General features: G+C 46.2%; 20 protein-coding genes. All 20 read right to left on the bottom strand.

What is annotated here, in order from left to right; all coding sequences use genetic code 11:
• Nucleotides 1–319: 319 nt before the first annotated feature.
• The 20 genes from Dvar_RS15735 to Dvar_RS15640 all read right to left on the bottom strand — a co-directional run bounded on the left by Dvar_RS15735 (nt 320) and on the right by Dvar_RS15640 (nt 22,475).
• Nucleotides 320–970 carry a NeuD/PglB/VioB family sugar acetyltransferase gene (locus Dvar_RS15735; protein ID WP_419662641.1) on the bottom strand — a complete coding sequence of 217 codons (651 nt, stop codon included), beginning with the start codon at nt 968–970 and terminating at the stop codon, nt 320–322.
• A complete protein-coding gene (locus tag Dvar_RS15730; RefSeq protein ID WP_419662640.1) occupies nt 963–2,312 on the bottom strand; it encodes a class I adenylate-forming enzyme family protein in 1,350 nt (449 codons plus the stop codon). The genes Dvar_RS15735 and Dvar_RS15730 overlap by 8 nt, the downstream gene beginning before the upstream one ends.
• Nucleotides 2,309–3,013 carry an SDR family NAD(P)-dependent oxidoreductase gene (locus Dvar_RS15725; RefSeq protein WP_419662639.1) on the bottom strand — a complete coding sequence of 235 codons (705 nt, stop codon included), beginning with the start codon at nt 3,011–3,013 and terminating at the stop codon, nt 2,309–2,311. Before Dvar_RS15725 ends, Dvar_RS15730 begins: the two co-directional genes overlap by 4 nt.
• Nucleotides 3,006–3,314 carry a hypothetical protein gene (locus Dvar_RS15720; protein WP_419662638.1) on the bottom strand — a complete coding sequence of 103 codons (309 nt, stop codon included), beginning with the start codon at nt 3,312–3,314 and terminating at the stop codon, nt 3,006–3,008. Before Dvar_RS15720 ends, Dvar_RS15725 begins: the two co-directional genes overlap by 8 nt.
• Before the next feature lie 5 nt (nt 3,315–3,319).
• A complete protein-coding gene (locus Dvar_RS15715) occupies nt 3,320–3,988 on the bottom strand; it encodes an acetyltransferase (protein WP_419662637.1) in 669 nt (222 codons plus the stop codon).
• Nucleotides 3,989–4,178: 190 nt separating this feature from the next.
• Nucleotides 4,179–5,108, bottom strand: a complete 930-nt coding sequence (locus Dvar_RS15710; protein ID WP_419662636.1) for an ankyrin repeat domain-containing protein — start codon at nt 5,106–5,108, stop codon at nt 4,179–4,181.
• 184 nt (nt 5,109–5,292) lie between these two features.
• A complete protein-coding gene (locus tag Dvar_RS15705) occupies nt 5,293–6,933 on the bottom strand; it encodes an IS1634 family transposase (protein ID WP_419662635.1) in 1,641 nt (546 codons plus the stop codon).
• Between the two features lie 111 nt (nt 6,934–7,044).
• Entirely contained in the window at nt 7,045–7,476 is a 432-nt protein-coding gene (locus Dvar_RS15700; RefSeq protein WP_419662634.1) for a hypothetical protein, read from the bottom strand.
• Between the two features lie 281 nt (nt 7,477–7,757).
• Complete coding sequence (locus Dvar_RS15695) at nt 7,758–8,369, bottom strand: sugar transferase (RefSeq protein ID WP_419662633.1); 612 nt, start codon at nt 8,367–8,369, stop codon at nt 7,758–7,760.
• 14 nt (nt 8,370–8,383) lie between these two features.
• On the bottom strand, nt 8,384–9,598 hold the full coding sequence (locus Dvar_RS15690; protein WP_419662632.1) for a glycosyltransferase family 4 protein: 1,215 nt from the start codon (nt 9,596–9,598) through the stop codon (nt 8,384–8,386).
• Between the two features lie 75 nt (nt 9,599–9,673).
• Nucleotides 9,674–11,506: an alginate lyase family protein gene (locus Dvar_RS15685; RefSeq protein WP_419662631.1), complete on the bottom strand. Its 1,833-nt coding sequence runs from the start codon at nt 11,504–11,506 to the stop codon at nt 9,674–9,676.
• 133 nt (nt 11,507–11,639) lie between these two features.
• A complete protein-coding gene (locus tag Dvar_RS15680) occupies nt 11,640–12,029 on the bottom strand; it encodes a toxin-antitoxin system TumE family protein (protein ID WP_419662630.1) in 390 nt (129 codons plus the stop codon).
• Entirely contained in the window at nt 12,020–12,310 is a 291-nt protein-coding gene (locus Dvar_RS15675) for a hypothetical protein (protein ID WP_419662629.1), read from the bottom strand. Before Dvar_RS15675 ends, Dvar_RS15680 begins: the two co-directional genes overlap by 10 nt.
• Before the next feature lie 240 nt (nt 12,311–12,550).
• On the bottom strand, nt 12,551–14,743 hold the full coding sequence (locus Dvar_RS15670; protein WP_419662628.1) for a bi-domain-containing oxidoreductase: 2,193 nt from the start codon (nt 14,741–14,743) through the stop codon (nt 12,551–12,553).
• Between the two features lie 86 nt (nt 14,744–14,829).
• Nucleotides 14,830–15,678 (bottom strand): class I SAM-dependent methyltransferase, encoded by an 849-nt coding sequence (locus tag Dvar_RS15665; RefSeq protein WP_419662627.1) that lies wholly within the window; start codon nt 15,676–15,678, stop codon nt 14,830–14,832.
• A gap of 101 nt (nt 15,679–15,779) precedes the next feature.
• Complete coding sequence (locus Dvar_RS15660; RefSeq protein ID WP_419662626.1) at nt 15,780–17,735, bottom strand: DUF4838 domain-containing protein; 1,956 nt, start codon at nt 17,733–17,735, stop codon at nt 15,780–15,782.
• Between the two features lies 1 nt (nt 17,736).
• Nucleotides 17,737–19,122, bottom strand: coding sequence for a phenylacetate--CoA ligase family protein (locus Dvar_RS15655; protein WP_419662625.1), 1,386 nt, complete (start codon nt 19,120–19,122; stop codon nt 17,737–17,739).
• A 17-nt stretch (nt 19,123–19,139) separates the two neighbouring features.
• Nucleotides 19,140–20,282: a glycosyltransferase gene (locus tag Dvar_RS15650; protein ID WP_419662624.1), complete on the bottom strand. Its 1,143-nt coding sequence runs from the start codon at nt 20,280–20,282 to the stop codon at nt 19,140–19,142.
• The gene (locus Dvar_RS15645; RefSeq protein WP_419662623.1) at nt 20,257–21,273 is read right to left on the bottom strand and encodes a glycosyltransferase; all 1,017 of its coding nucleotides are present in this window, start codon (nt 21,271–21,273) and stop codon (nt 20,257–20,259) included. Before Dvar_RS15645 ends, Dvar_RS15650 begins: the two co-directional genes overlap by 26 nt.
• A 236-nt stretch (nt 21,274–21,509) precedes the next feature.
• The gene (locus Dvar_RS15640) at nt 21,510–22,475 is read right to left on the bottom strand and encodes a sulfotransferase domain-containing protein (RefSeq protein ID WP_419662622.1); all 966 of its coding nucleotides are present in this window, start codon (nt 22,473–22,475) and stop codon (nt 21,510–21,512) included.
• Nucleotides 22,476–22,491: the final 16 nt, after the last annotated feature.

Here is a 22,491-nt window from a genome sequence, read left to right as displayed (position 1 = left end):
AAGGCGAAAAAAGACGTAAAATCCTTAATTTGCAACGAACCGCCCTCTCGCTCTTACGCCCTAACGCTCTCTCGACTACCGGCTGTTACTCGCCCTCCCGCCTTCTCGACTGCCGGCTGTTACTCGCTCTAACGCCCTCTCGCCTTACGATTTTTCGGCCTCTGTTCACCAATATCGTCCCTCATCCCAGCGAAGCGGTCGTCCATCGTCCATCTATCTGGTCCGTCCTCCGACCCTCTAATCTGCGTCAATCTGCGTAACATTGTCAGGGCGTAGCGCTTTGTGAAGACCGATCTGTGGACAAGCAATTTAACGAAAATCAGAAAAAAATCATCTTATGTTTCCCCGGAACGCCCACAACGATCGACTGGGCAGGGATGTCTTTCATGGCAACCGAATTGGCGCTGATTCTTGAACGCGCACCGACCTTTTTCCCTGCCGTGACCGTGGCATGCGTCCCAAGGAACACCTCTTGCCCCAGTTCAACATAGCCGTTCAACGCAGCATAGGGAGATAATATGCTATAGCTATCGACCCGCGTATCGTGGGCACAAGATGCGTAACAGTTAACCATCACAAAATCAGATAGATCAGCCTGATCGCTGACCAGTGCAAATGGGCAGATCACAACCCCCTGGCCGATGGTAGCGGTCTCAGCGACCACGGCGGTGGGATGAATCAGGGAAATGAATTTCGCGCCCCTGTCCTGCATGCCCGTGGCGATTTCACGCTTGTTGTCAATACTCCCGATGGCATAGATGAAACGGTCTTTTTCGAGAATTTGATACTGTTTCGCACCGGGTTGAATGGCACCTAACAATCTGGTGTGCGCTGGCAAATTATTGGCGCTGTCGGGATTGTCATCGATAAATCCTTTGAATCGATAATCCGGGCCTTCCAACAGGCGCTTTGCCCAAACATAGACTTCTCTCCCGAACCCGCCGGCACCGACGATGACAATGTCACGCATAGTTCTCCCTGATCTTCTTGTATCTGGCACTGTGGATGGGCCTGGAAACCAGATTCACCTTAACCGGCACCATATAAGGCATCAATTGGTCCTGGCAGTTTTTTTTAAGCCGTCTGACAAACTGTTTCTTGTCCTCGGACATTTGTAAGCGCACATCGGCACAAACAATCTGTCCAACGATGGAATTGGACCGACCGTAGACTGCCACTTCGGCGACATTGTCCATGGCTTGAATGACGTTTTCCACCGCCGCCGGGTAAACCTTTTCTCCCCCGACATTGATCAGCTCTGAATCGCGGCCCAAAAACCGAAAGTAGTCGCCGTCCTGTTCGACCCGATCTCCGGTAACCAGCCAGCCGTCATCGGTGAATGGGTCGGGGTGGTTGAGATAGCCAAGCATGGCGGAATTGGCTTTGACGTGCAATATGCCGTCAACGACCCTTGTCGCATACCCTTCACCGCCGATTTTGACCCACAACGATTCAGAGCCTTTCGATTTTGAACGCATAATACCGATTTCCGATAGGCCATAGGTCTGGCGCAGTTCGATATGCGGTAAAACCCGGTGAAAACGGTCCAATGTTGCCTGCGGCATGGGCTCGGTACCATAGGTAACGATCCGCAATGTCGACAGGTCGTAGCGGCGATATGCTTCGCTCAACAGAATAAGGTTGATAAAGGTCGGTGAAGTGGGCAGTAATTCAACATGATGTTTGGCAACACTTGCCAGCACGGCATCCGGCGATCGATCCTTGACCGTAACCAGGCAACCGCCGTTGGCCAGAGCGTAGAGCATGGTGTTGATGCCACCAATATGATCGTATAGAAGGAAGGCGATGCTGCGAAACGCTCTGCGGGGCGGCTCGAACTTCTCCATCAGCAATTGCAGATCATGCAAGGCCGCCTTGCTCGGGCCGGTGGAACCCGATGAAAACAATACCAGCCCCGGGTGGTCGATTTCGGTCAGCCGGCGATAGCGCTCATGGGTTGGCCGGTAAGGCAAGCGAGCCACATGGGCATCATCATCGGCATCAATGGTAATGACGTATTGCGCCTGGGCGATCTTTAACAGATCATCTTCGTTCTGGGTCAATGCCGTTGTCAGCGGGACAATAATAGAATCGAGCCGAGAGAGGGCTAAAAACAGGGCCACCGCATTGGGCGAGAAGTCCGCTTTCAGGACCACCACATGGCCTTTATCAATACCGGAATCGTTTAGTTTTGCCTGCCATGATTGTGCGGCGTCCTGAAGCCAATCGAAAGTGTAGGTTTTATCTTTCCAGACAATCGCATCGCGATCTGCATAATCAGAAAAGCGTTCGACCAGCGCCTCGGCATTCATGACACGCCCCCCAGATAAATCGTCTGCCCGGTGACAAAATCGCTTCCAGGACGGATGAAAAAGTCGATGACATTCGAGATGTCCCGGAACTCACCAAAGCGGGGGATTGCCTGAAGCTCAAGGAGTGCTGCGAGTTTTTCTTCAGGGACCGACCTGATCAGGTCCGTTTTAATGGGCGTTGGCCCGATCGCGTTGACGGTAATACCAAACTCGGCCAGTTCCTTGGCAAGAATCTGAGTCAGGCTGACGACAGCTGCTTTTGATGAGGCATATACCGCTTCTCCGGCCAGCTTCAGCGGCACCGCAACGGTTGAAAAATTAACAATTCTCCCAAAACCGTTTTTTTTCATCAATTTGGCCGACTCCCGCGAGCACAGAAAAACCCCTTTCACGTTGGTACTGTAAATCGCTTCGAAACTATCAGTGGGCATCAGCAGGCTGTGGTTCATGGCAGCGATGCCGGCATTGTTGATGAGTACATCAAGGCGGCCATAACCTTGCCGGATCTCCTTGAAAGCTTTTTTGATACCCGTCTCATCGCTTACCCAAACGGAAAAATGCCGGTACGAAGGATGACTGATCTCAGCATCCCGACGACTGAATCCGGCAACCAGAAATCCCCTGTCAAGAAAATAGTTAGCCAAGTAGAATCCAATGCCGCGGCTGGATCCAGTGATCACCATAACCGGGCGATCATTCATTCATGGTATCCGCTAGTCGTTCACGGACATATTCCATGAGGCTGTCGACAGTCAGGAAAGGGCTGGTCTTTCGGGACATGGCCCGTTCATCTGCGAGGGTGATCGTCAAATCGTATTCGTCTTCTATCTGTTCTTCGAGCAAGGTAATTAAATTGACCAAACCAAGGGAGTCGAGCGCACCGTCCTTACCAAAAAGCTTCTGATCTTGATGAAACGTAAGCTGGTTGTCAGCATCGACTTGAACGTTGAATTCTCCAATTACATTCTCAAATACCTGCTTTAACTTTTGATCATCGAACATAGCGTCTACCTGTTTTTTGGTACTTTCCCGATCGGTTTTGCGGGAACGCCGGCAACGATTGTACCTTCGGGCACATCGTGGGTCACCGCTGCGCCAGCAGCAACAACACTCCATCTGCCGATCGACCGGCCAGGCAATATCGTTGCCCCGATCCCAACCAGCACCCCGTCTGCAATATTCACCTCCCCTCCCAGGTTTACCCCAGGCGCGATATGCACATGATCCCCGATCACGTTGTGGTGATCAATGGTACTGCCCGTATTTAGGATGCAGTTTGAACCAATCATAGCGAACGGATTGATGATGGCCCCAGCACAAATCATCGTTCCTCGTCCGACACTCACACTGTCAGCAATAATTGTATTGGGATGGATGGCGGTAGCCATCGCCAGACCTCTCTTTTCGAATTCCTCAAAAAACCCCCTGCGCGTAAGGTTGTTCCCGATGGCAACGATCAATGCATCATATTTTCCTGCGGCATCGACCAGATCAGCACCCAACACCTCCAAGTCCAGACTGCGGTGGCCGGTGAGCGAGCAATTATCATCAATGAAACCGATGGGGAGGAGTCCCGATTGTTGACGATGCATATTCCACAGTATATCGGCAACAACCATCCCATGGCCGCCGGCACCCTTGATTAGAACCCTGGTATCTTTTCTTTCATTATCCACAGATTACACAGATTTCACTGATTGGTCGGATTAAAAAAAAATAGTATCCACAGATCAGTCTTCGCAGGAAGCTACGCCCAGACAAGTTTACACAGATTTCACGGATTGCTTGGATTAAAAAAGTTCCTCGCTATTTCATATGGGCCAATCGAACTTTAACCGTTAAAGTGCGACCCAAATAAGCATAAAGTCAATTGTTTCTTATAGTCAAAACATTTACGCATCTATGTAGATCTGCTGGATCTTTGTTCTCATCAAAACAATTGAGGACTTTTTCAATTAATGATTCACAGCACTGATAATGTTTTTTCTTCGCCTTTGCATAAGCCTTCTTCTCGTCAAGAGAGCCACTTTTTGTTGGTCTAAAAAAATTTCCTCCTTGATATGTCGGTCTATAGGAATGATTATATTTAGACATATATGAATAGTAACCTTGAATACCAGTATTGGATCTCCCAGCATACTTCATAGCTGATATTTGTGCAAATTGTTGATTTTGCGTCATAGATTGATGGTGTGAAACATATGACTGAGCCGTTGCTGCAAGGCCCTGGAGCATGAACATTCCAAATTGTTTCCATGCAAGTGAAGTTACGTCGCCACTATATTCATCAACCAACTTGCTATAATATTTGTGGCTTTTTACATATGAATCACGAGCTTTGTCCATAATATCCTGGGATAAAAAATAGTCCCCAATAATGTTATGTATCGTACCATTTAATTCCATGCCTTTAATTGAAGAATCCTCAAATTCAGTAAGTGCTCCTTTTTCAAATAAATAAGTGGCCAATTCGACGTGGTCCATCAAGCATGCCTGCCTGAAAGCTGTTTCGCCATCTGTATTTACCGCATTAATATCAGCGCCGCCTTCCAATAGGAGTTTTACAATTTCTTGATGCCCATTCTGTGATGCATTTATTAAAGCAGTTGTTCCTTTATCATTTAATTTCATGTTTGCATCCACGCCATTTTCCAAAAGGAGTTTGACAATTTTTATATTCCCATCTCGCGATGCAATAAACAATGTCGTTGCCACACCGGAAATTAATAGGTTAAAATCAGCACCATTCTCCATAAGGAGGTTTATATTTTTTGTATTGCCATATCCATATTGCAATGCAAGGCACTCTTTAAGTCTATTTTCGGCATCACTAGCATGCTTTGAATCAGGGTTTTCATGAAGAAAATCAGAAAATGCCTGAGCTGATTTTTGACAGTTGATTTTTTAAACTTACGTAAAAACAGAAAGTTACGGGCGCGCCAATAGTTCTTGGCACTACCGCGGCAAATTCTGGTCAAAATTAAATCTCACTTATCGTCGGTGGTATCGCTACACCAACGGCTTGAAATATTTTGCCACATTTGCCTTGGCTTTGGGTTCGGATGGAAAAACGCCGACCGTTCTCTTCGATATCTACTCTCTGTAAAGCCCTCAGGTCCTGTTTGATGTGTAGCCATTCAAAATCGTAACCGGACTGCTCAAGACGTCTTTGCAGTTCTTTGCGCAAGACAAGAGCCAGAAAACTGCAAAACACATGGCCACGAATGGTTTCGTCACGTTGATGGAAAATCGGACGCGTTTCCAATAGTGATTTGACGTCTCGAAACACGCGTTCCACCTGCCAAAGTTCCTTATACTTGAGCGCCACGTCGGATGGTGAAAGATCCGTATTGGTGGTCAATACCCATTTGCCGTCGAAACGGGCTTCGGATTTGAGCTTGGCCGTGTCGATCCGGACACTGTCTTTATCGACGTTCAGATATTTGCGGTAGCCTTTGTTGCCCACCAGGCTTTTAGCGCCTTTTTTAAGCTGGGCTTTCAGAGCGGCGACGATGTTCTCCCTATCGTTTGCCTCTTTTCGTGCCTGCGCGGGATTCAGACAAACGATGTAACGAGTATCATCGACCATCACTTCTTTGACTTTCAGCGAAGCAGGATCGTTTGAACTAACCCCTTCCGGACGAACTTCTTGATATCGGCCCGCACGAGATAGAACCTTGTCCCGTATCGCTTTCACCTTACGCATGCGTGTACCCAAAATGTATGGTATCGGATTGTCGGGTGATTCGAGTATTTCAATCGTTTCCGAACTGATCATCCCCCGATCGGCCACGATGCAAACCCGTTTGATGGGAAAGCGCGCTTGTAAACGCTTGATGACCGGTATCAATGTTTTGACATCGGTGGTGTTGCCGGGCCACATCTCGCAGCAGATCGGACAGCCCTTGTCGTTGATCACAGCGCCGACGACCATCTGCTTCATATCCGGCCGGTGGTCCTTGCTGAATCCCCGTTGCCCGATCGTTTGTCCTCCATTACCTTCAAAGTAAATACTGGTCGTATCGAAAAAGACGATATCCAGTTCTGAAAACAAGTGTCGCCGATGGAAAAAAAGAGACTCTTCGATAAGGTCCTTGTTGCAACGTGGTGAAAAAGGGGTCGCATCTTTTTGGTCGACCGTCTCTTCTCCCAAAAAAGCCATGGCACGGTAAAGGTGATGAAGCTCAAGATCATCAACTCCGTCAATGAGATAGTCCCGGCGCCACCGATCGCAATTTCGGTCCGAACCTGAAACCATTAGACGATTTAAGACCGTTAAGAAAATCGCTCGTTCCACATCAAACTGATATTTGCGGCCGTTCAACAGACGTTGGATTGCATTTTTAATCCCTGTTTCCAACCACAACCGTTCGAAGATCAATACCGGACCAATCTTTTTCGCATCGGCGGAGACATCACTTTTTCCCGAGATAATAAGCAAGGCTCTTTCCGAGAATCTTGAAAGAGAACGAATGAGCGCCTCAACGCGTCCTTGTTCTTGAAGACGATCCATTCGACCCAGTGTCGTGATAACGCGTTGTTTCACTTTACCGTTTTCTTTCCGGTTCTCAACGATTTGCAGGTACTGATACTTGCCCGATTTTTTCACTCTGGCGAACATGGGAGCCTCCTTAGTTAAGGACACCCCCAGATTAGATAGTATTATTCTATGATGTCAAGCATAAATCCGGGATTCTGTGGCACTACCTTTTTCAGCCCGGCCAACGTGATTTCAGGCACTTACGATTTTTTTATGCGGATTTACAGCGATTTCGAAAACGCAACTGTCAAACTTCAGCTGAGCTGAATTGGCATTTATAGCTTTTTCCCAACGAATCGGTTCAAGTCTACTCTTGGCCTCATTGGAATGTTGTGAATGAGGGTGTTCATGAAGAAAATCAGAAAATGCCTGGGCTGAATTGTCATCTATAGCTTTTTCCCAACGAATTTGTTCAATTCTACTCTTGGCCTCATTGGAATACTTAGAGATAGGATATTCTATTAGAAAGTTCTTATAACCTGCAATATCATGCCTGTTCGAGGCTTGAATCCAATCCTCCTCAATCAATGAATCCTTCTCAAGCGATGAACGCTCCCCAAGCGATGCACATCCAATATTCACAAAAATAAACATCAAAATCAATAATTTGATTGCATTTGCCATTCAAATTACCCTTTTACTTTAAGATTTATATTAGGAATAAAAGTAGAATCCGCAGATCAGACTTCGCGAAAAGTGTTAAGGCGAGACGAGCGGGAAATGCGGGAAACGCGAGAAATGGTTGACGGTCAACTAAAATCGTCCTTCTTCCCTCTCCCGTTCTTCTGCTCTTCCGCCCTCTGACCTCTGACCTCCGACCTCTGACCTCCGACCTCCCGCTTTCCCGCTCTTACGCTCTTACGCGCTCTCGCCTTTCGATCTCACGGCTTTTAGCCCCCTGCCCTCTAATCTGAGCGAATCTGCGTAATCTGCGGATTGAATTCGGAAGCAGTAGCCTCCCCCTCAGCCGAAATCCCCTCCCGCCGAAGCACCTTCAACACCGTCAAAGCAATAATCTTCAAATCCAACCAAAACGATCGATGATCCACATACCAGACATCCAATGCAAACTTCTCTTCCCAACTGATCGCATTGCGCCCATTGATCTGCGCCCATCCGGTCAATCCCGGCTTCACCTCATGCCGCCTCGCCTGCTCCGGGGTATAGCGATCCAAATACTGCATCAACAGCGGTCTTGGGCCCACAATACTCATGTCGCCTTTAAGGATATTGATCAGCTCGGGCAGTTCGTCCAACGACGTGGAGCGCAGAAACCTTCCCAAAGGTGTCAGCCGGTCGGCGTCGGGCAATAGGTTTCCTTTTTCATCCCTGGCATCGGTCATGGTACGAAATTTATACAGTGTAAACGGCATGCCGTCCAATCCAGGCCGGGTCTGGCTAAACAGAATCGGTTGGCCGATAATCAGCCTGATACTTGTGGCGATGGACAAGAGCAGTGGGCTGAGTATCAAGAAAGCCGGAACCGTCAGGACGAGATCAAAAAGTCTTTTAACCATAGCAGGGATATAGATCAATAAAGGCTTTCAACCAAATCGATGAATTGCTTTGCTTGAACATTGCGGTTGAAAAAAGTTGCTACATGATGGCGTGCCGATTGGCCCATTTCCTTTGCCCTGTCCGGATCATCATGAAGCATGGCCACCGCCTCGGCCAATTCCTCCGGATTGTTCGGTGGCACGAAAATACCGCCTTGAGCTGCCTCAATCACGTCTCGAATTACACCGTCAATAGCGAGCACGGTGGGTCGTCCAGCTGCCATATAGTCAAACACCTTATTTGGATAGGTGGTCTTAAACATTGGAATATTCATAAGGGTTGCCAGACAGGCATCGGAGGAAGCCAAAATATTAGCCATACTGTTTTTCGGTTGCGCTCCGGTGAAAGTGACATTGTTCAGCTCCATGACTTTCGCCCTTGATTCCAAATGCTGGCGCTCTTTGCCATCACCAACCAATAGGAAATGAATATCGCTATTGTTTTTCAGGCAATCTGCCGCACCTAAAATTGTTTGAATATCATTGGCCATGCCCAGCGCCCCTGCATAGGTCGCCACAAACTTTCCGTCTAATTGGTAACGTTTCCGAAAACCATTTCCCTTTTCATTCGGTTTGAACATATTCGGATCGACACCATTTGGAACCAGGGAAATCTTTTCCGGTGGGATGCCTTTGTCGATCAGGTAATTTTTGTAAGCGGGTGAATTGACTATCAGATGGTTTGCTTTTTGATAAAGAAAACTCTCCAATTTACGTGAAAGCCAAATCAGGCTTGGATTTTTCAGCACCCCCATATCAATTGCGAACTCTGGCCAAAGATCTCTGATCTCAAGCAAAAACGGCTTGCCCTTTAATTTTGCCAGTAACCATGCTGATACGGCCTGGAAAATCGGCGGTGAAGTGCCCATTACCAGATCCACATCTTTGGCACGAAGGCCGGCAACGATGGACGTTATCATGAAGCTGAGAAAACTGACCACGCGCCAGATAAAGCTTTTATGCAATGCCGCGTAAGTGAAGGCACGTGATACTCCGACACCTTCTGCTTCTTCGTGAGTTACCAGACGGTTGCCGGCAGTATTTCGCTTTCCGTCTATATATGAAATATTGCTGGCAACAATCGTAAATTTGTGGCCTCGCTTGAGACAGCGTTGGGCGAATTCAAAGTGGCGCGTTCCGCCGGCCTGTTTCGGGGAGACGAAGGCTTGATGGATTAGTAGAATATGCATTGTTTATCCGCAGATCGGTCTTTGCAAAAAGCTACGCCCTGACAACGTTACGCTGATTACACAGATTATTAGGATTTATGAAAAGCTGATAGTAGTCGTGAGTTCGCGGCAATCGGGACCGACAGTGGTTTCCAGCACCGGGACGGGTGTTTTTTCCATATAGTGGAGTGATTCCCAACCTACGGTAAGATTGGATTTCTTTCCTGCAGAACTGGTGATTGATAGGGAGACGCGGTCGGATGTGCAAATATTCCCATCCAACTTCCAATCCAATTCCGGGGATAGTCGCCAGCGAAGTACCGCTGTAGTGAAATTACCTTTGATATTATCTACAACGTTGAAGCCGCTTGAGGTAGACGTAATAGAACGCTTATGAAAGCAACCGTTCCAGTCCGTGAAGCCAGCCTCTATATAAGGTTTTTCACCCTCAGCCCCATGTCGAACATCGAGTTGCGGCCATTTCCCATATAGAAACCTGCTGATTTGTGGCATTTGATCGTGATCGTCAAATTGGATCGTGTTGTGGGCCGCATTGCTTTTGAAATAATTCTGCCAGGGGGATGGACAATTATAGCTGTATGTGCCGGCATCCCTGAGAAGGTTGATGCCGTTGTACCATAAATCGATGTGTAGTAGATCGCATTGGGCAGGCCGAAATTGAAAACGCTTTGGGCATCGAAAAATCAGATTGCTGCTATGGTTGGACAAGATTGCATACCCACCTTCTTCAAGGACCTTCAGGCTCGTTGGTGTGTCACGTTCCTTTGTATGCTTTCGCGCAATGACTTGGCACCCGCCAACTGCATGCGTTTCCTGCTTATTACCAAGATCTGGAACCAACCACAGGGCTAAATCATCCCATTCACCGACTGGCAGCCATCGCTGATTGTCTACAACCGCTCCTGTTGCCTGAATCGTCGGCTGATAATCAAGGTAATCGCAGGCAGAATACGGCAGAATAAGCGCCCCATCATTTGACCCCAAATTCGGCATGTGTCCGGTGGATGTATCGTATAGTGAGGTCAGCCATTCTCCGGCTTTTCGGATTCGCTCGATAAATGCTATACTGAATTCAAACCCGTTAGCCCGGCCAAGTTGAACCGCCCACAGACATGCATGCAGCATTAGCCGATGATAGTTTGCAGAATGCTGAGAAAACGACCCATCCGATGAGACCAAGGTCGATATCTGATCCTCAAGAAGAGATGAGCCTTTTTCAACCCAATTCTGACTGCCCAACAGAATCCCCGCGGTAAACAATCCGGCGGCTTCGGAAATACCATGGTTGTTTTTTTGGCTGAGCGCGTAACCGATATTGGCTTCGATGCGTTTCGCCGATTCAAAGATGATTTCTGCGACCAGCGCCTTTTGTTCTGATACAACATGCCCAAGGCTGAAATAACCGCTCGCCAGCGCGAACATGCGAATGGCAACCTCCTGGCCGCACTTCCAATGAACGCCACGGTTCGGAGGGTTGCGATCGGCCCAATCCTCAACCAATTGCCAAAATGTATCAGCATAGATCTCTTTTTTCGTGGCCTGATAGCTGCGCAGAAGCGGAAACACCCAGCCGAACCGGCTCAACTCCCAGATGCATTTGATGTCACCATGGCTGAAATCGGAAATTTCAGACCAATGCTGCTGAAGCGCATTATCATCGGCTACGGTTTCATCGAGAGGATTGGAAAACCAATCCGGCGGGAGCCCGCATTGCAAAATTTGATTATTGAAGAACTTAAAACGACCTTGCAGAATCTTATCGGCCTCACTCTCAAGACTATGGCCATTACCCATGGATGCTGCTTGTTCATTGAAGAACCGGCTAACTATTACGGGGGCTTCATGCGTCCATGGACGGCAGGGGGTCTTTCTTCTGAGCCAGCCGCTGCGCATTTTAAGCGCATACAAAATCCTTCCGGCTATCCATTTAGGCCCCAGAAGTCGAATGAGGTTAATTGTTTGGGATATCAATTAGTAGCGTTATTGTGCAAGAAAGTTCATCAAGAGTCTTTGTTCAGTCATAAAGCATCTCAATAGAAAACTAAGTTAAGCGTTTCTTTTCCAAATAGCCTTCGATTTCAGACAGCACTTGACGCAGTGTTGGTTCCGAGGACGCGACAACATGTTCCGAGGAGATATGTTTATGGTGAGGGAATGTATTGACGCTTTTATGATGTGGAGCCATATCGTATCTGAAGATCAATTTTAGCTCTTGGTTCTGAAAGTGGTATGCGTATTTGTATTTTTCAATCACATTCTTTACATTAACAAATTCAATAAAGTGCAAAACTGAGTGGTCTGTGAATCTAATTTTGCCTTCAACTATACCAATATGATAAGATCTTCTATCTTTCTTGATCTCGGTTTCGATAATGAATAGGCACTCTGCGATATCATTCTCAATTTGCTGGAAATATTCTTCTATGAGCAAATTTCAATCTCCGACAAATCGCCAAAATCGCGTTTAAGCTGTTTCAAGGTCTCAAATTCACCAGCCCAGCGAATGAAGTCCATGTCATCGCCCATTTCACCCTGATCAAATCGATCATAGAACTCCTGGCTGCTCATCCGATATTTCTTTTCCATTTCTGATAGAATTTCGGATGTCCTTTCAATCCCGGACCTGAGCGCTTTTAACTCGTTTTCAACTGCCATCCGAATTAGATCCCTAACATTATTGTCGGCTTTCGGCTCTATAGTAACACGTGCCATATGGCCTCGCTTTCTAATCCGGCTAATCCGGAATTTAAGGCTCAAAAAATGAAATTGCTGCGTACCGCTTTATCCAATTAATAAAATTATACAATACAACCGCTGCTGTCAACTTCGTACTCAATCTCAAATTCCCCAGCTCTGTTTCTTTATACGTTGCGCTCTATCGCCCTCACGGCCTGACGCATTAACGCTCTCTCGTCGTTTTAAGAATCTGCGATAATCTGTGTAATCTGCGGATCAATGAGCTTGGACAACTAAAGACAGTGTAGTCTGAGTAACTTCGACAATCTCCTCAAAAGGAATGGGTGCATCTTTACCCTCAGCCACAGCCTGAACAAAGGCCTTGGTACAAGCCGCATGCCCTTTGTCCTGGCGCCATGACTTCATTGTCTTGAATCCTTTCCAGCCATAACCACGCAGCACCCGAAAATTGTCAAGCTGGAGGATACGACCAGCTGTAAAAATCTCCAGTTTCTCCTTTGGGAATGCCTTGTTTCCATTGGCGAAATAATGAACGGTTCCCATGGAACCATCTTTAAACCCAAGCTGCATAGTGACTGTATCATTGGTTTTACTCGGCATCGTTTTCATGGAGGCGCTGCTTATCTCGAATCCTGCAAGAAAGCGCAAAAGATCGATAAAATGACACGCCTCACCGATGATCCTCCCTCCTCCCACCTCGGGGTCCTGGGTCCAATGCTCAATTGGAATTGCACCGGCATTCACCGTCATAATCATGCTTTTGGGTTCATGGACTGTGTTCAGGAGTTGTTTGGCCTTGACTATGTGGGGTGCGAAGCGGCGGTTGAAGCCGACCATTAACAACCGTGAGGCGTTAGGCGAGAGGCGAGAGGCGTATAGGGATTGGATGCTGTCTAATTCTTTGAGAGTTAAACACAACGGTTTTTCCACGAAGACGTTCTTACCTGCTTCGAGAGCATCTATCGCGAAACGGGCGTGAGTGTTGTGGCGGGTTGTTATGAAGACCGTGTTGATATCCGGATCGTCGAAGATGGTTTTAATATCAGTGGTAGACAGTTCGAAGCCGAATTTCTTACCGTTGTGGGTTCCGCTGACCCCGCCGCCTGAAGCAATTTTTTTCAACCGCGCACCGGTTTTGGTCAATGCCGGCAGCAACACCTGCCCAGTATAGTTGCCAGCGCCAATCAACCCAATAACCGGTTGTTTTGGATCTGTTGACGTTTCAATATCTTTTTCTTTTAATCTTATAGTCCTATCGCTAATCTGCGGAACTTGTCGAGGCGTAGCGGATTCGCGAAGTCTGATCTGTGGATCTTTTTCTTTTAAATCCTTACCGTAATCTAAGATAATCCCCAAATAAGGCTCAGTATTCTCACTAATAAGCTGATAAGCCTTCTCAGCATCCTCAAAAGCAAATCGATGCGTAATCAGCGGACCAACGTCGATCTTCCCTGCCGCCATCATGTCCAGCACCGCCTCGAAATTGCGTTTTTCAGTCCAGCGCACAAATCCAAAAGGATAATCTATCCCTTTTTCTTCATGCACAGGATCGTAGCGCCCAGGACCATAAGAACAAGATACCTGAAAAGAAAGCTCCTTTTCATAAAAATCCGCACGAGACAATTCAAGCCCTGTCACACCTATTAACACGATACGGCCACGCTTTCGGCACATTTGCGCTGCCTGATGCACGGGTCTACTGCTCTTGGTTGCGGCCGTTATGAGCACACCGTCCACTCCATTACCTCTACTGAATTGGTCTGCCGCTTGGAGGGGATCCTCACCCTTTGATAAATCCACGGTAGTTATACCGAATTTCTCTGCAAGCACACACTTCTTGGGATCCATGTCAATACCCATCACCCGACACCCATGAGCCATCAACAATTGTGCCGTGAGTTGGCCAATCAGCCCTAGTCCAGTAACGACAAAAACTTCACCTAATGTGGGTTGTGCAAGCCGGATCCCCTGCAGTCCAATAGCACCGAGGACGCTAAACACCGCGGCTTCGTCTGAAACACTATCCGGCACCTTGGCGCACAGATTCTCCGGCACGGACACCACCTCCGCATGCGGCCCATTGCTCACTACCCGGTCACCAACGCTCAATCCTCCGACATCCGACCTCTGGCCTCTGACGTCTGTGACTATACCAACATTACAATAGCCCAATGGCAACGGTTGATCGAGTTTTGATCTAATTGCGTGAATGGTGTTTGCCAAACCATCGGTTTTGATTTTATCGATAACCTGTTTCACCTTGTCCGGCTGACTCCTTGCTTTACCCATCAAACTTGATTTACCAAAACTAACCAGCATGCGTTCAGTGCCGGCAGAAATCAAAGAACAATGTGAACAAATTATTAGATTGTAATTTATTATTGAGGGTATGGGAACCTCGATAGAAGAAGTGTGACCATTGCCTAAATTTTGCAATATCTGTTTCATATTTTATTCGAGGTCCTGAATGACAACAATGACATAATAAACAAGCTTCATTAAAGAAATAGCATCATGTAACGTTGGAATCTTTTTCAAGTTCGTCTTAAAATATAAGCGACAGCACCAGGACGAAACTTTTCCAATATATTCCTGGGATGATAGACCTTATTCCATGAGAGCATGATTGAAAGAACTAAATCAATATAAACAACTATTCTCGAATTATACCCGGAAAGTCTTAATATTCGGTTTATCCGAGGGGTAACCGTAGTCATACATCGTTGCTCATGTTCGACCTGAAATCCGACACTTAGTAAAAGCTTCCGCATGATCTCCAACGGTATTCCACGTTCGTTTACAGTAAGACGTGGTCTTGGATTCCACCAACCGCCAAGTGATGTCGTGGGTTCACGCAGCAATACAAGTGCCCCTTTTTTGCAACATCGATAAAACTCTTTCAACACATAGGAAACGTTAGGAATATGATGAAGCACTCCAAAACATGTAATCAAATCGAAACTTCCATCCCGAAATGGCAGCCTACCTACCAAAGTCGGTTTAACATAATCAATCGATACATTTGCCAAAACCGTATTTTCCAGAAAACCTTCACCTGGGTCTAAAATGGTTATTCGTTTTGATCGAGCCGCTATCGGTAACAACTCATGACCAAAAGCTGATCCAAACCCTAGTACATGTTCTAAATGCATGGGCAAAATGTGTTTCCAAAACAGCCAATGATTTAGTGCAAAATAGGGATAGCGGTACTTCGATTGACGTTGCGCCAGCAAACTGGAGTAACCATCGGCTTCTTGCTTGTACCATAGCAAGATATCCTCTTTACACATGTCATCGCCAAACAGCTTTTTCCCGGTCACATATTCATAATCTATCGATATATTTTTCTTAAAGCGTAGACAATTCGATAGGTTCGAAATCATAATTTCACCTCGAAAATGGCCTTTCAACGTCGTTTAATCACTGTTTTTATTATTCGAAAGTGTGGCATAAAGAGTACGCATTTATTAACAAAGAAATTTCATTACCACCTGTACTCCGGAAAGTTTTTTTCGTCGAAGGCAATTGGATGAATAAGTATCGGATCTCGTCGGAATTCTTCTATTAATTCGTATCTTTTTCTGTTCATAGCTTTATAGTATTCATCCGATTTGTCTGGCAATTTCTTCTTCAAAACAATCCCTAAATATGAAATCGCAGAGGCTTCATAGTATTCAAATGCACGTAATAGTATAGTGGCTCTGGCAACTTGTTCTTTGGAGACGGCTTTGTTTAAAACTGTTTCGAGCAAACGGCGGCTCTCTGAAATGTCATCATAAGTAACTATGTCCAAGTAGTGAGGATTTTTAAAAGGGAGGTAGGCACCTTTTTTAGTATACCAATCGGATTTCGGAATTCTTTCAGTCCAGAATCGCTCCCATTTTTTGTAATATACCGCGAGATAAGGTGCCGCCTCTTTCCCCACAGCAGCTTCATACCATTCAGTCAATAACTGGTCTACATTCAAATATGGGTCCCATTGCAACCGCAACGAAAGGTAGTATTTTGGACCTTCTCCCCAGTTCGGGAAGGCCTCTACCGCCATGTATTTCACGTTTTTAGAATGTCCGTAGCGATAGTACTTTGCCATTTGATGAAAGTATATCCGTGGAAGGCAATAAGGCGTCCCATATATATAGTCATACCAACCTACAACACTACATTTATTAGCCCAAGCTTCGGTTACTTTCTTCCCCTCTTCTTCAATATCCTCCCTGACCCATTTAAGGCGCTCGTATGTGATAAATGGAATGATTCGTGGATGTACGGAAACGGTTTTCGGAGGTTCTGCCAAATTTGCATGCGCCAGTGCCCCAAACCATTTATCAGGATATTTTTTTAGAACCCTTTCGACAACTTGGTTAGCCCACGTAAAATATCGATCAGAGTAATCTTCGAGTCCCAAATAGTTTTTTCCCCCGCTATCTAATAATCGACATTTGTCGCACTCGCACCATTTGGTGGTGTGATTGGCTCCCAAGGAGAAAAATATTTCATCTGGATGCATCTTAAAATAACGGCAAATATTTTTCACCGCTGCCTCAACAATACCGCTGGCAGTAAAGCATGGTTGCCATTTATTCCTCTCGTCCTCTGTGGGTATTAATCGCTTACCGTTAACCAGCGGGAAAAATTCAGGGTGGCTTTCTGAATATATGGCCGGTGGAATGACATTATAAAGATTGTGGCCATATTTTGCTCTTTTGTGCATTCGATTGTAATACGCCCATTCTGTTTGCCATTTCCCTCTGAGGCCACCAATTCTTCGTTGAATAAACGACGGGTTTTCCCAGATGTCCTCCTTTGGGACATCCACAGTCTCGAGCTTGGGTACGTATTCACCATCCGGTCCAGGCAAAAGCCATCGAACCCCCAAATATGTTTCTAAAAAATGATAGACACCGAACTTAGTTCCCCAGTTGGTTTTGCCACATATAAATATGTCATAATTACCATGAAATAATATCAGAAAACCATCGTCATCAAGCTGCTCCCAATCCGCCCGTCTTTTACTCTTACCAGTGGTAGGATTAAACCCAATCCATATTTTCACTTTTTTATTATTGGGCTGGAGATTGTTTAAGTGCTTTAAACGAATGGGAAGTCTGGCGCCGGAAGATTTTTCGATATAGGACTGCAAGATTTTCGCCGAAAGTTCCAACTGATTGGAAACATCATCTGGCAGGATGATAATAGCTGTGGCCAACCCGTTGTTAACGATACGAATAGATGTCGGTAGCCCAATATGATCAGGAGTGTTTATCTGAATATGAATGGGAGGGGCTACCTGACTCGCTGCCGCTACTACCGGCAGGTGTGATATAATTATCAAAGCCACGCTACTGACTATACTTCCGGTAATTTGGCGTAAGTTTTTTTTCCCGATAGAGCGACTGTTTCTTTTCGTCACAACCTGTAATATCGTACAGATTACAACCATTTCAAACCTTTCTTAAATTGTCATCGACCGTACTAATAACAGCCCGGAATTTTTTCCCGGACTGTCGCGCAATCCGATCCACATACTGAAAGTTAATTTTAAGTTCATCTCCCACCCGCATGCGAAAATTTTCAAGTAACTGGATCTCATCCTTTTTCCTGTACTTCGGATATTTAGCGATTTTAACCGTAATGGTATCCACTTGGTCCTGACAAATTTGTGCCTCCCTGATAGCCGTCATGTCCTTGAAAACTGTCATTAGCCGCCCCAAGCGTCGACCACTTGGGGTTACGATGTAGCTCTCAATTCTGCCATCGATGCTGTCGACAACCGGGCTTTTCCGCCCACAGGTGCACTGCCGCCCGCTGATGGTCATGATATCCCCGGTGTCGTATCTCAGCAGTGGCATGGCTGAATTATGGAGAGCCGTTCCGATAATTTTACATGAGTAGCTGCCGTTTTCTTTAGAAACCACATGGTGGTCTTCCACAATCGCAAATTCCATGTCAATATGATAATTAGCCGCTTCACACTGGGAGATATTGGCCACGCCCTCTGCCATTCCATATTGATCGATTACCCGGCAGTTGAGCCATTTAGATATATGACTGCGCTGAAAGGGAAGAAGTGATTCCGAACCACTTACAAAAAACTCAGGACCATTTTTGATCGTCCGGTTTTGCAGACACAAATAATCTGCCAGCAAATATACCGCTGAAGGATAGCCAGCGTAATAGTACCAACCACCTTGCTCCAGAAACCCAATTATCTTTTCTATATGATCTGGTTTCAGGTGGGCAAGGGATATTCTTAGTTGATTCAACGGTCGACACATGCGCCAGAAAGGTGGTCGCTGCTGCTTAAATGGTACAATATGCTTGGCCGTGAATTGCACATGCGGATCACCAAGACGCAACCCGAACCGCCGTCGATGCCGCCACCAGACTGCCCATTGCATAGCCACACTTTCTGGCAGGGATACCACTTTTAGACTGCTGCCGGTAGTGCCACTAGTAAATCCTTGACACAGGCGTTTTCTTGAAAAAGCGGTGGATATTAAATCCTCACCAGCCTCAACCACCTGCTCTTTGGTCAATACAGGAAGCTTTTGCAAATCTGTTGAATTCCGAATATCTCTGGGATGCAGACCTAACTCGTCGAATAATCTCGTGTAATAAGGAACGTTTCTGTATGCATGATCGACGACAATCCGCAACCGCGCATTTTGGTATTCCCTTAGTTTTTCATACGGCCACCATTGGCTTTCAGACAGGAATTCCAAAGCCCTTCTGAAGCGAGGGCCGTACCGGCTATTAAGAATCCGCATCCCTTGCAGATCGCATAAAAAGTTCTGCATCCAGAGTGGACTATTTTCATATATTTCCAATAATGTACTCATGTAATCTATAGGGACGCGACGGCCAGTGCCTCGATATCCGCCAAAGCAGAAGCAACGATGTCATCCCAAGGCCGATCAATCCCCTGTAGCCGTCGACGCCCCTTTTGCACAAGCTCTTGCCGCAGACTTTTAGAATTCTTCAAAGTCAGGATGGCATCCCGAATACCCTTTACTTGCCACGGATTACAGTAGTATGCGGCATCCCCACATACATCATGTGCAAAATCGAGATCGCTCGTTATGATCGGCAGACCAAAATGCATGGATTCCACATAGGTACCGCTGAAGGATTCCAATAAGGTGGGAAAGAGCATCCCATCACAATGTTGAAACCAGGATGCAAGATCCTCCTGAGGGATGGCACCCGTGCATATCACGTTGGATGTAAGCCTTTCGTCCGCGATGCGCTGAATCAGTTTAGCAGCTCCGCGACCCTGATCTGCACTGATGGGCATGAATACCACCACATCCCTCAGCTGCTGGCGGTGCCGTGAAAACGTTTCCACGATTCGCTCAAGATTTTTATGAGGGTAGTACTTGGTCAGCGTTAACAGCCGAAATTTACCCTCATGAGATGTCATTTCATCTGGCCGTACAAGATCATGGTGAGACAGAGTCTTGATTGAGATTGCATTGGGCATCAAAGATGTCCGGCCTGTGTAGGCATAATTTTTGATCATCCTTTTTCGCATTGATTCGGTCTGGCAGAAAACTAGATCAATGCTACGCATTAGCATTTTCAGCTGCAACCCGCGCAGGACACGCTCAATGCGTTTCTTGAAACCGATGGGACCGGCGTGCCGGATAGGGTAAAACCGATGAGGATTGTGTATCAATACGGCCTGTAGGCAAACTTTTCGGTACACGCCCGTGTTGCCTAGCCCCCAAATGATGTCAGGTCTATAATCGTCTATAAGCCTCGGCAAGCATGACAAATCGTAACAGGCTTGGCGGAAGGGACTATTCGGCCTGAGATATGCACAATTGGCGTGTTTCGGAAAAGTTAGCTGCTCATAGCCAACTTTTTCAGGCAATATGAACAGGTATTTGTGTTGGCCGCCTACTGCTACCAAGGCCCGCACCACATTCAGTCCCACAGAAAGCCCACCGGCCACACGAAGATTATAGGCAATAACGGCAATACGCATCGGTGTTCTTCAATCTTTCCATTAGATCCCATGTTAGTCGATCATACCCCAACCAGGCATGGTTTAGGCTGGCGGCCAGCCGCCATGCATGGTAGCCGTTGTCCATGTGGATCGACACGGTTTGTGCCGCATCCCGAATACACCGAATCAAGGATGCCTGATCATTCCGGTCAAAAAAAAGCCCATATTCGGCTGATGAAATGAGGTGAGACATGGATCCGTCATTGGACAAACACATGTAAAGTCCGGTCCCCATTGCCTCCTGAACGGAAATTGACGGGTTGTGATAAAGGCCTATGTCAGCCGCGTTAAACCACCTGGAAAGGTCCTCCCTGGGCAGAAACGGCTGCGTGATAAAACGATCTTTGTAGATAGATGCATCAATCTGACGACGAATCGACTCGCTGACCGGATCATTGGCAACAAATCCGATCAATACTACTTTCAGCCTCTTATTGTCGTCAAACGCTGACGACAGAAATTTCACAAGCCTGTCCAGCCGTTTACCTTTAGAAAATCGCGAAGACACTACAATGAGCAGATCCTGTTCCTTCAGACCATATGTATCTCGAACAGCTCTGCGGGCATGGGCGTCCACCCGGAACAAGCGAGGATCGTAGCCCAAAGGCAACTCAACCAGTTTTTCCCTGCAGTCGGATCGTTCCCGAACGGATGAGCAGAGACTTAAAAGAATTTCAGACGTCTGCTGTTTGGTTGCGACGATAATGTTGCTCCGCCTGAAAACATGGCGATAATACCCGCCCCGCATCAGCCTGAATCCAACTGCCTTGATGCGTTGTTTGAATGAAATACCGGATTTTCGCCAGTCAAATTCATGCATGCCAAGGTTTTCGCCAAAAAAGCTCACCACAGGTAGATGTCTGAACTTCCGATGCAGGATCAACGGCAGGCCGAAAAACTGTCCAACCCCAATCCAGAAAACCAATTCAGGTTGAAAACGATCCAATGCACGGGAAAGCTTGGATGACAATAGAATTCCAAAAGGCATTCGCCAGGTAGTTAGCCGCGTCACTTCGAAACGTTTTCCCTGGGAAACTTCAGAATTCTGAAAAATGAGGTTATGAGAATTGCTTGTAAAAACGCACACCTGAAACCCTGCGAGTGAAAGGTATTCAGCCCATAGGTTTTCCTGGTAGCCACGGCCTTCCCAAAAATACCCTGTCACAATGGCAATTCGCCTGCTTCTGTTCATGTCTATTTGAACCATCAGAAATATCCATATTCCGAAAGATCAATTCCTATTATTTTGCTTAGCATTTGATTTGATTTTAAGTATCTAGTTCCAGTCCATTTATAAATGATACGCTTGAGACGCTCAGTAGTTATCCGGTTCAATCTATCGGGAACGACTTTTCCCAGAATATTCAACCCCGCTTCAGCCACGATCATAGTGCAGCAATTACATAACCAAGAATAGTTGTTTACGGAAGTACTTCTGCGGAACAAATTTGTGAATCTCAAACCGTGCATGAGAAAGTGATCCTTTTTTTTATTGAGAAAGATATCAAAAGTAATGGAATTAATATTGATATTTAAGGATAGAAACCTCTCAATACTTGTTATAAATTCTTGGGGATGCAGCTTAAACAGTTCATAAGGTAGAACAAGCACGTTTTGTTCTCCATACAAATCATGGTATTTTGAAACAAGGGGCACAAAATCAATAAAACTTGGTGAAAAAAAGGGACGTCTGCCATCGTATTTCGTGTCAAGATATTTCTCTATCCCACATAAGCCACCAATCGATAGGTATTGAAAATAATTCGACAGAATAAAGCTCTTTTGCTCTCGAATGACAATAAGGATTCTTGCTTTAGGAAAAATCCTCTTCAGCATCAAGGCTATTTTCACCGAATCGAATCCGCCGCTATGCGGGTTTCCGGATAACCGTTCATGAGAGAGTACGGGTATCTTGGATCGCACTTTTTCATTGGCATTGAGTATTTTTGAAAGTGCGTTCCTTATTGCCTCTTCATTGTAGTCGAATGGCGATAAAAGATAATCCTCAGCATCGTAGATAAAGTGTTTTGCCAAGGTACTATGTCCCTTATTGGCCATTGACAGGGGTTCAAAGACTTCGTTTCCCGACGTGAATAGCTGTTTCTGCAGCCAGGTTGAACCGGTTTTGTGATACCCGATATGGATTAACAGATTGTCGAGATTATGAAACATAGATCCTCTTGAATTT

It is taken from the genome of Desulfosarcina variabilis str. Montpellier (assembly GCF_048565275.1).
GTDB classification, from domain to species: Bacteria; Desulfobacterota; Desulfobacteria; order Desulfobacterales; family Desulfosarcinaceae; genus Desulfosarcina; species Desulfosarcina variabilis.
Note: the sequence above shows the minus strand (reverse complement) of the source record. Positions and strands in the feature narration are given on the sequence as shown.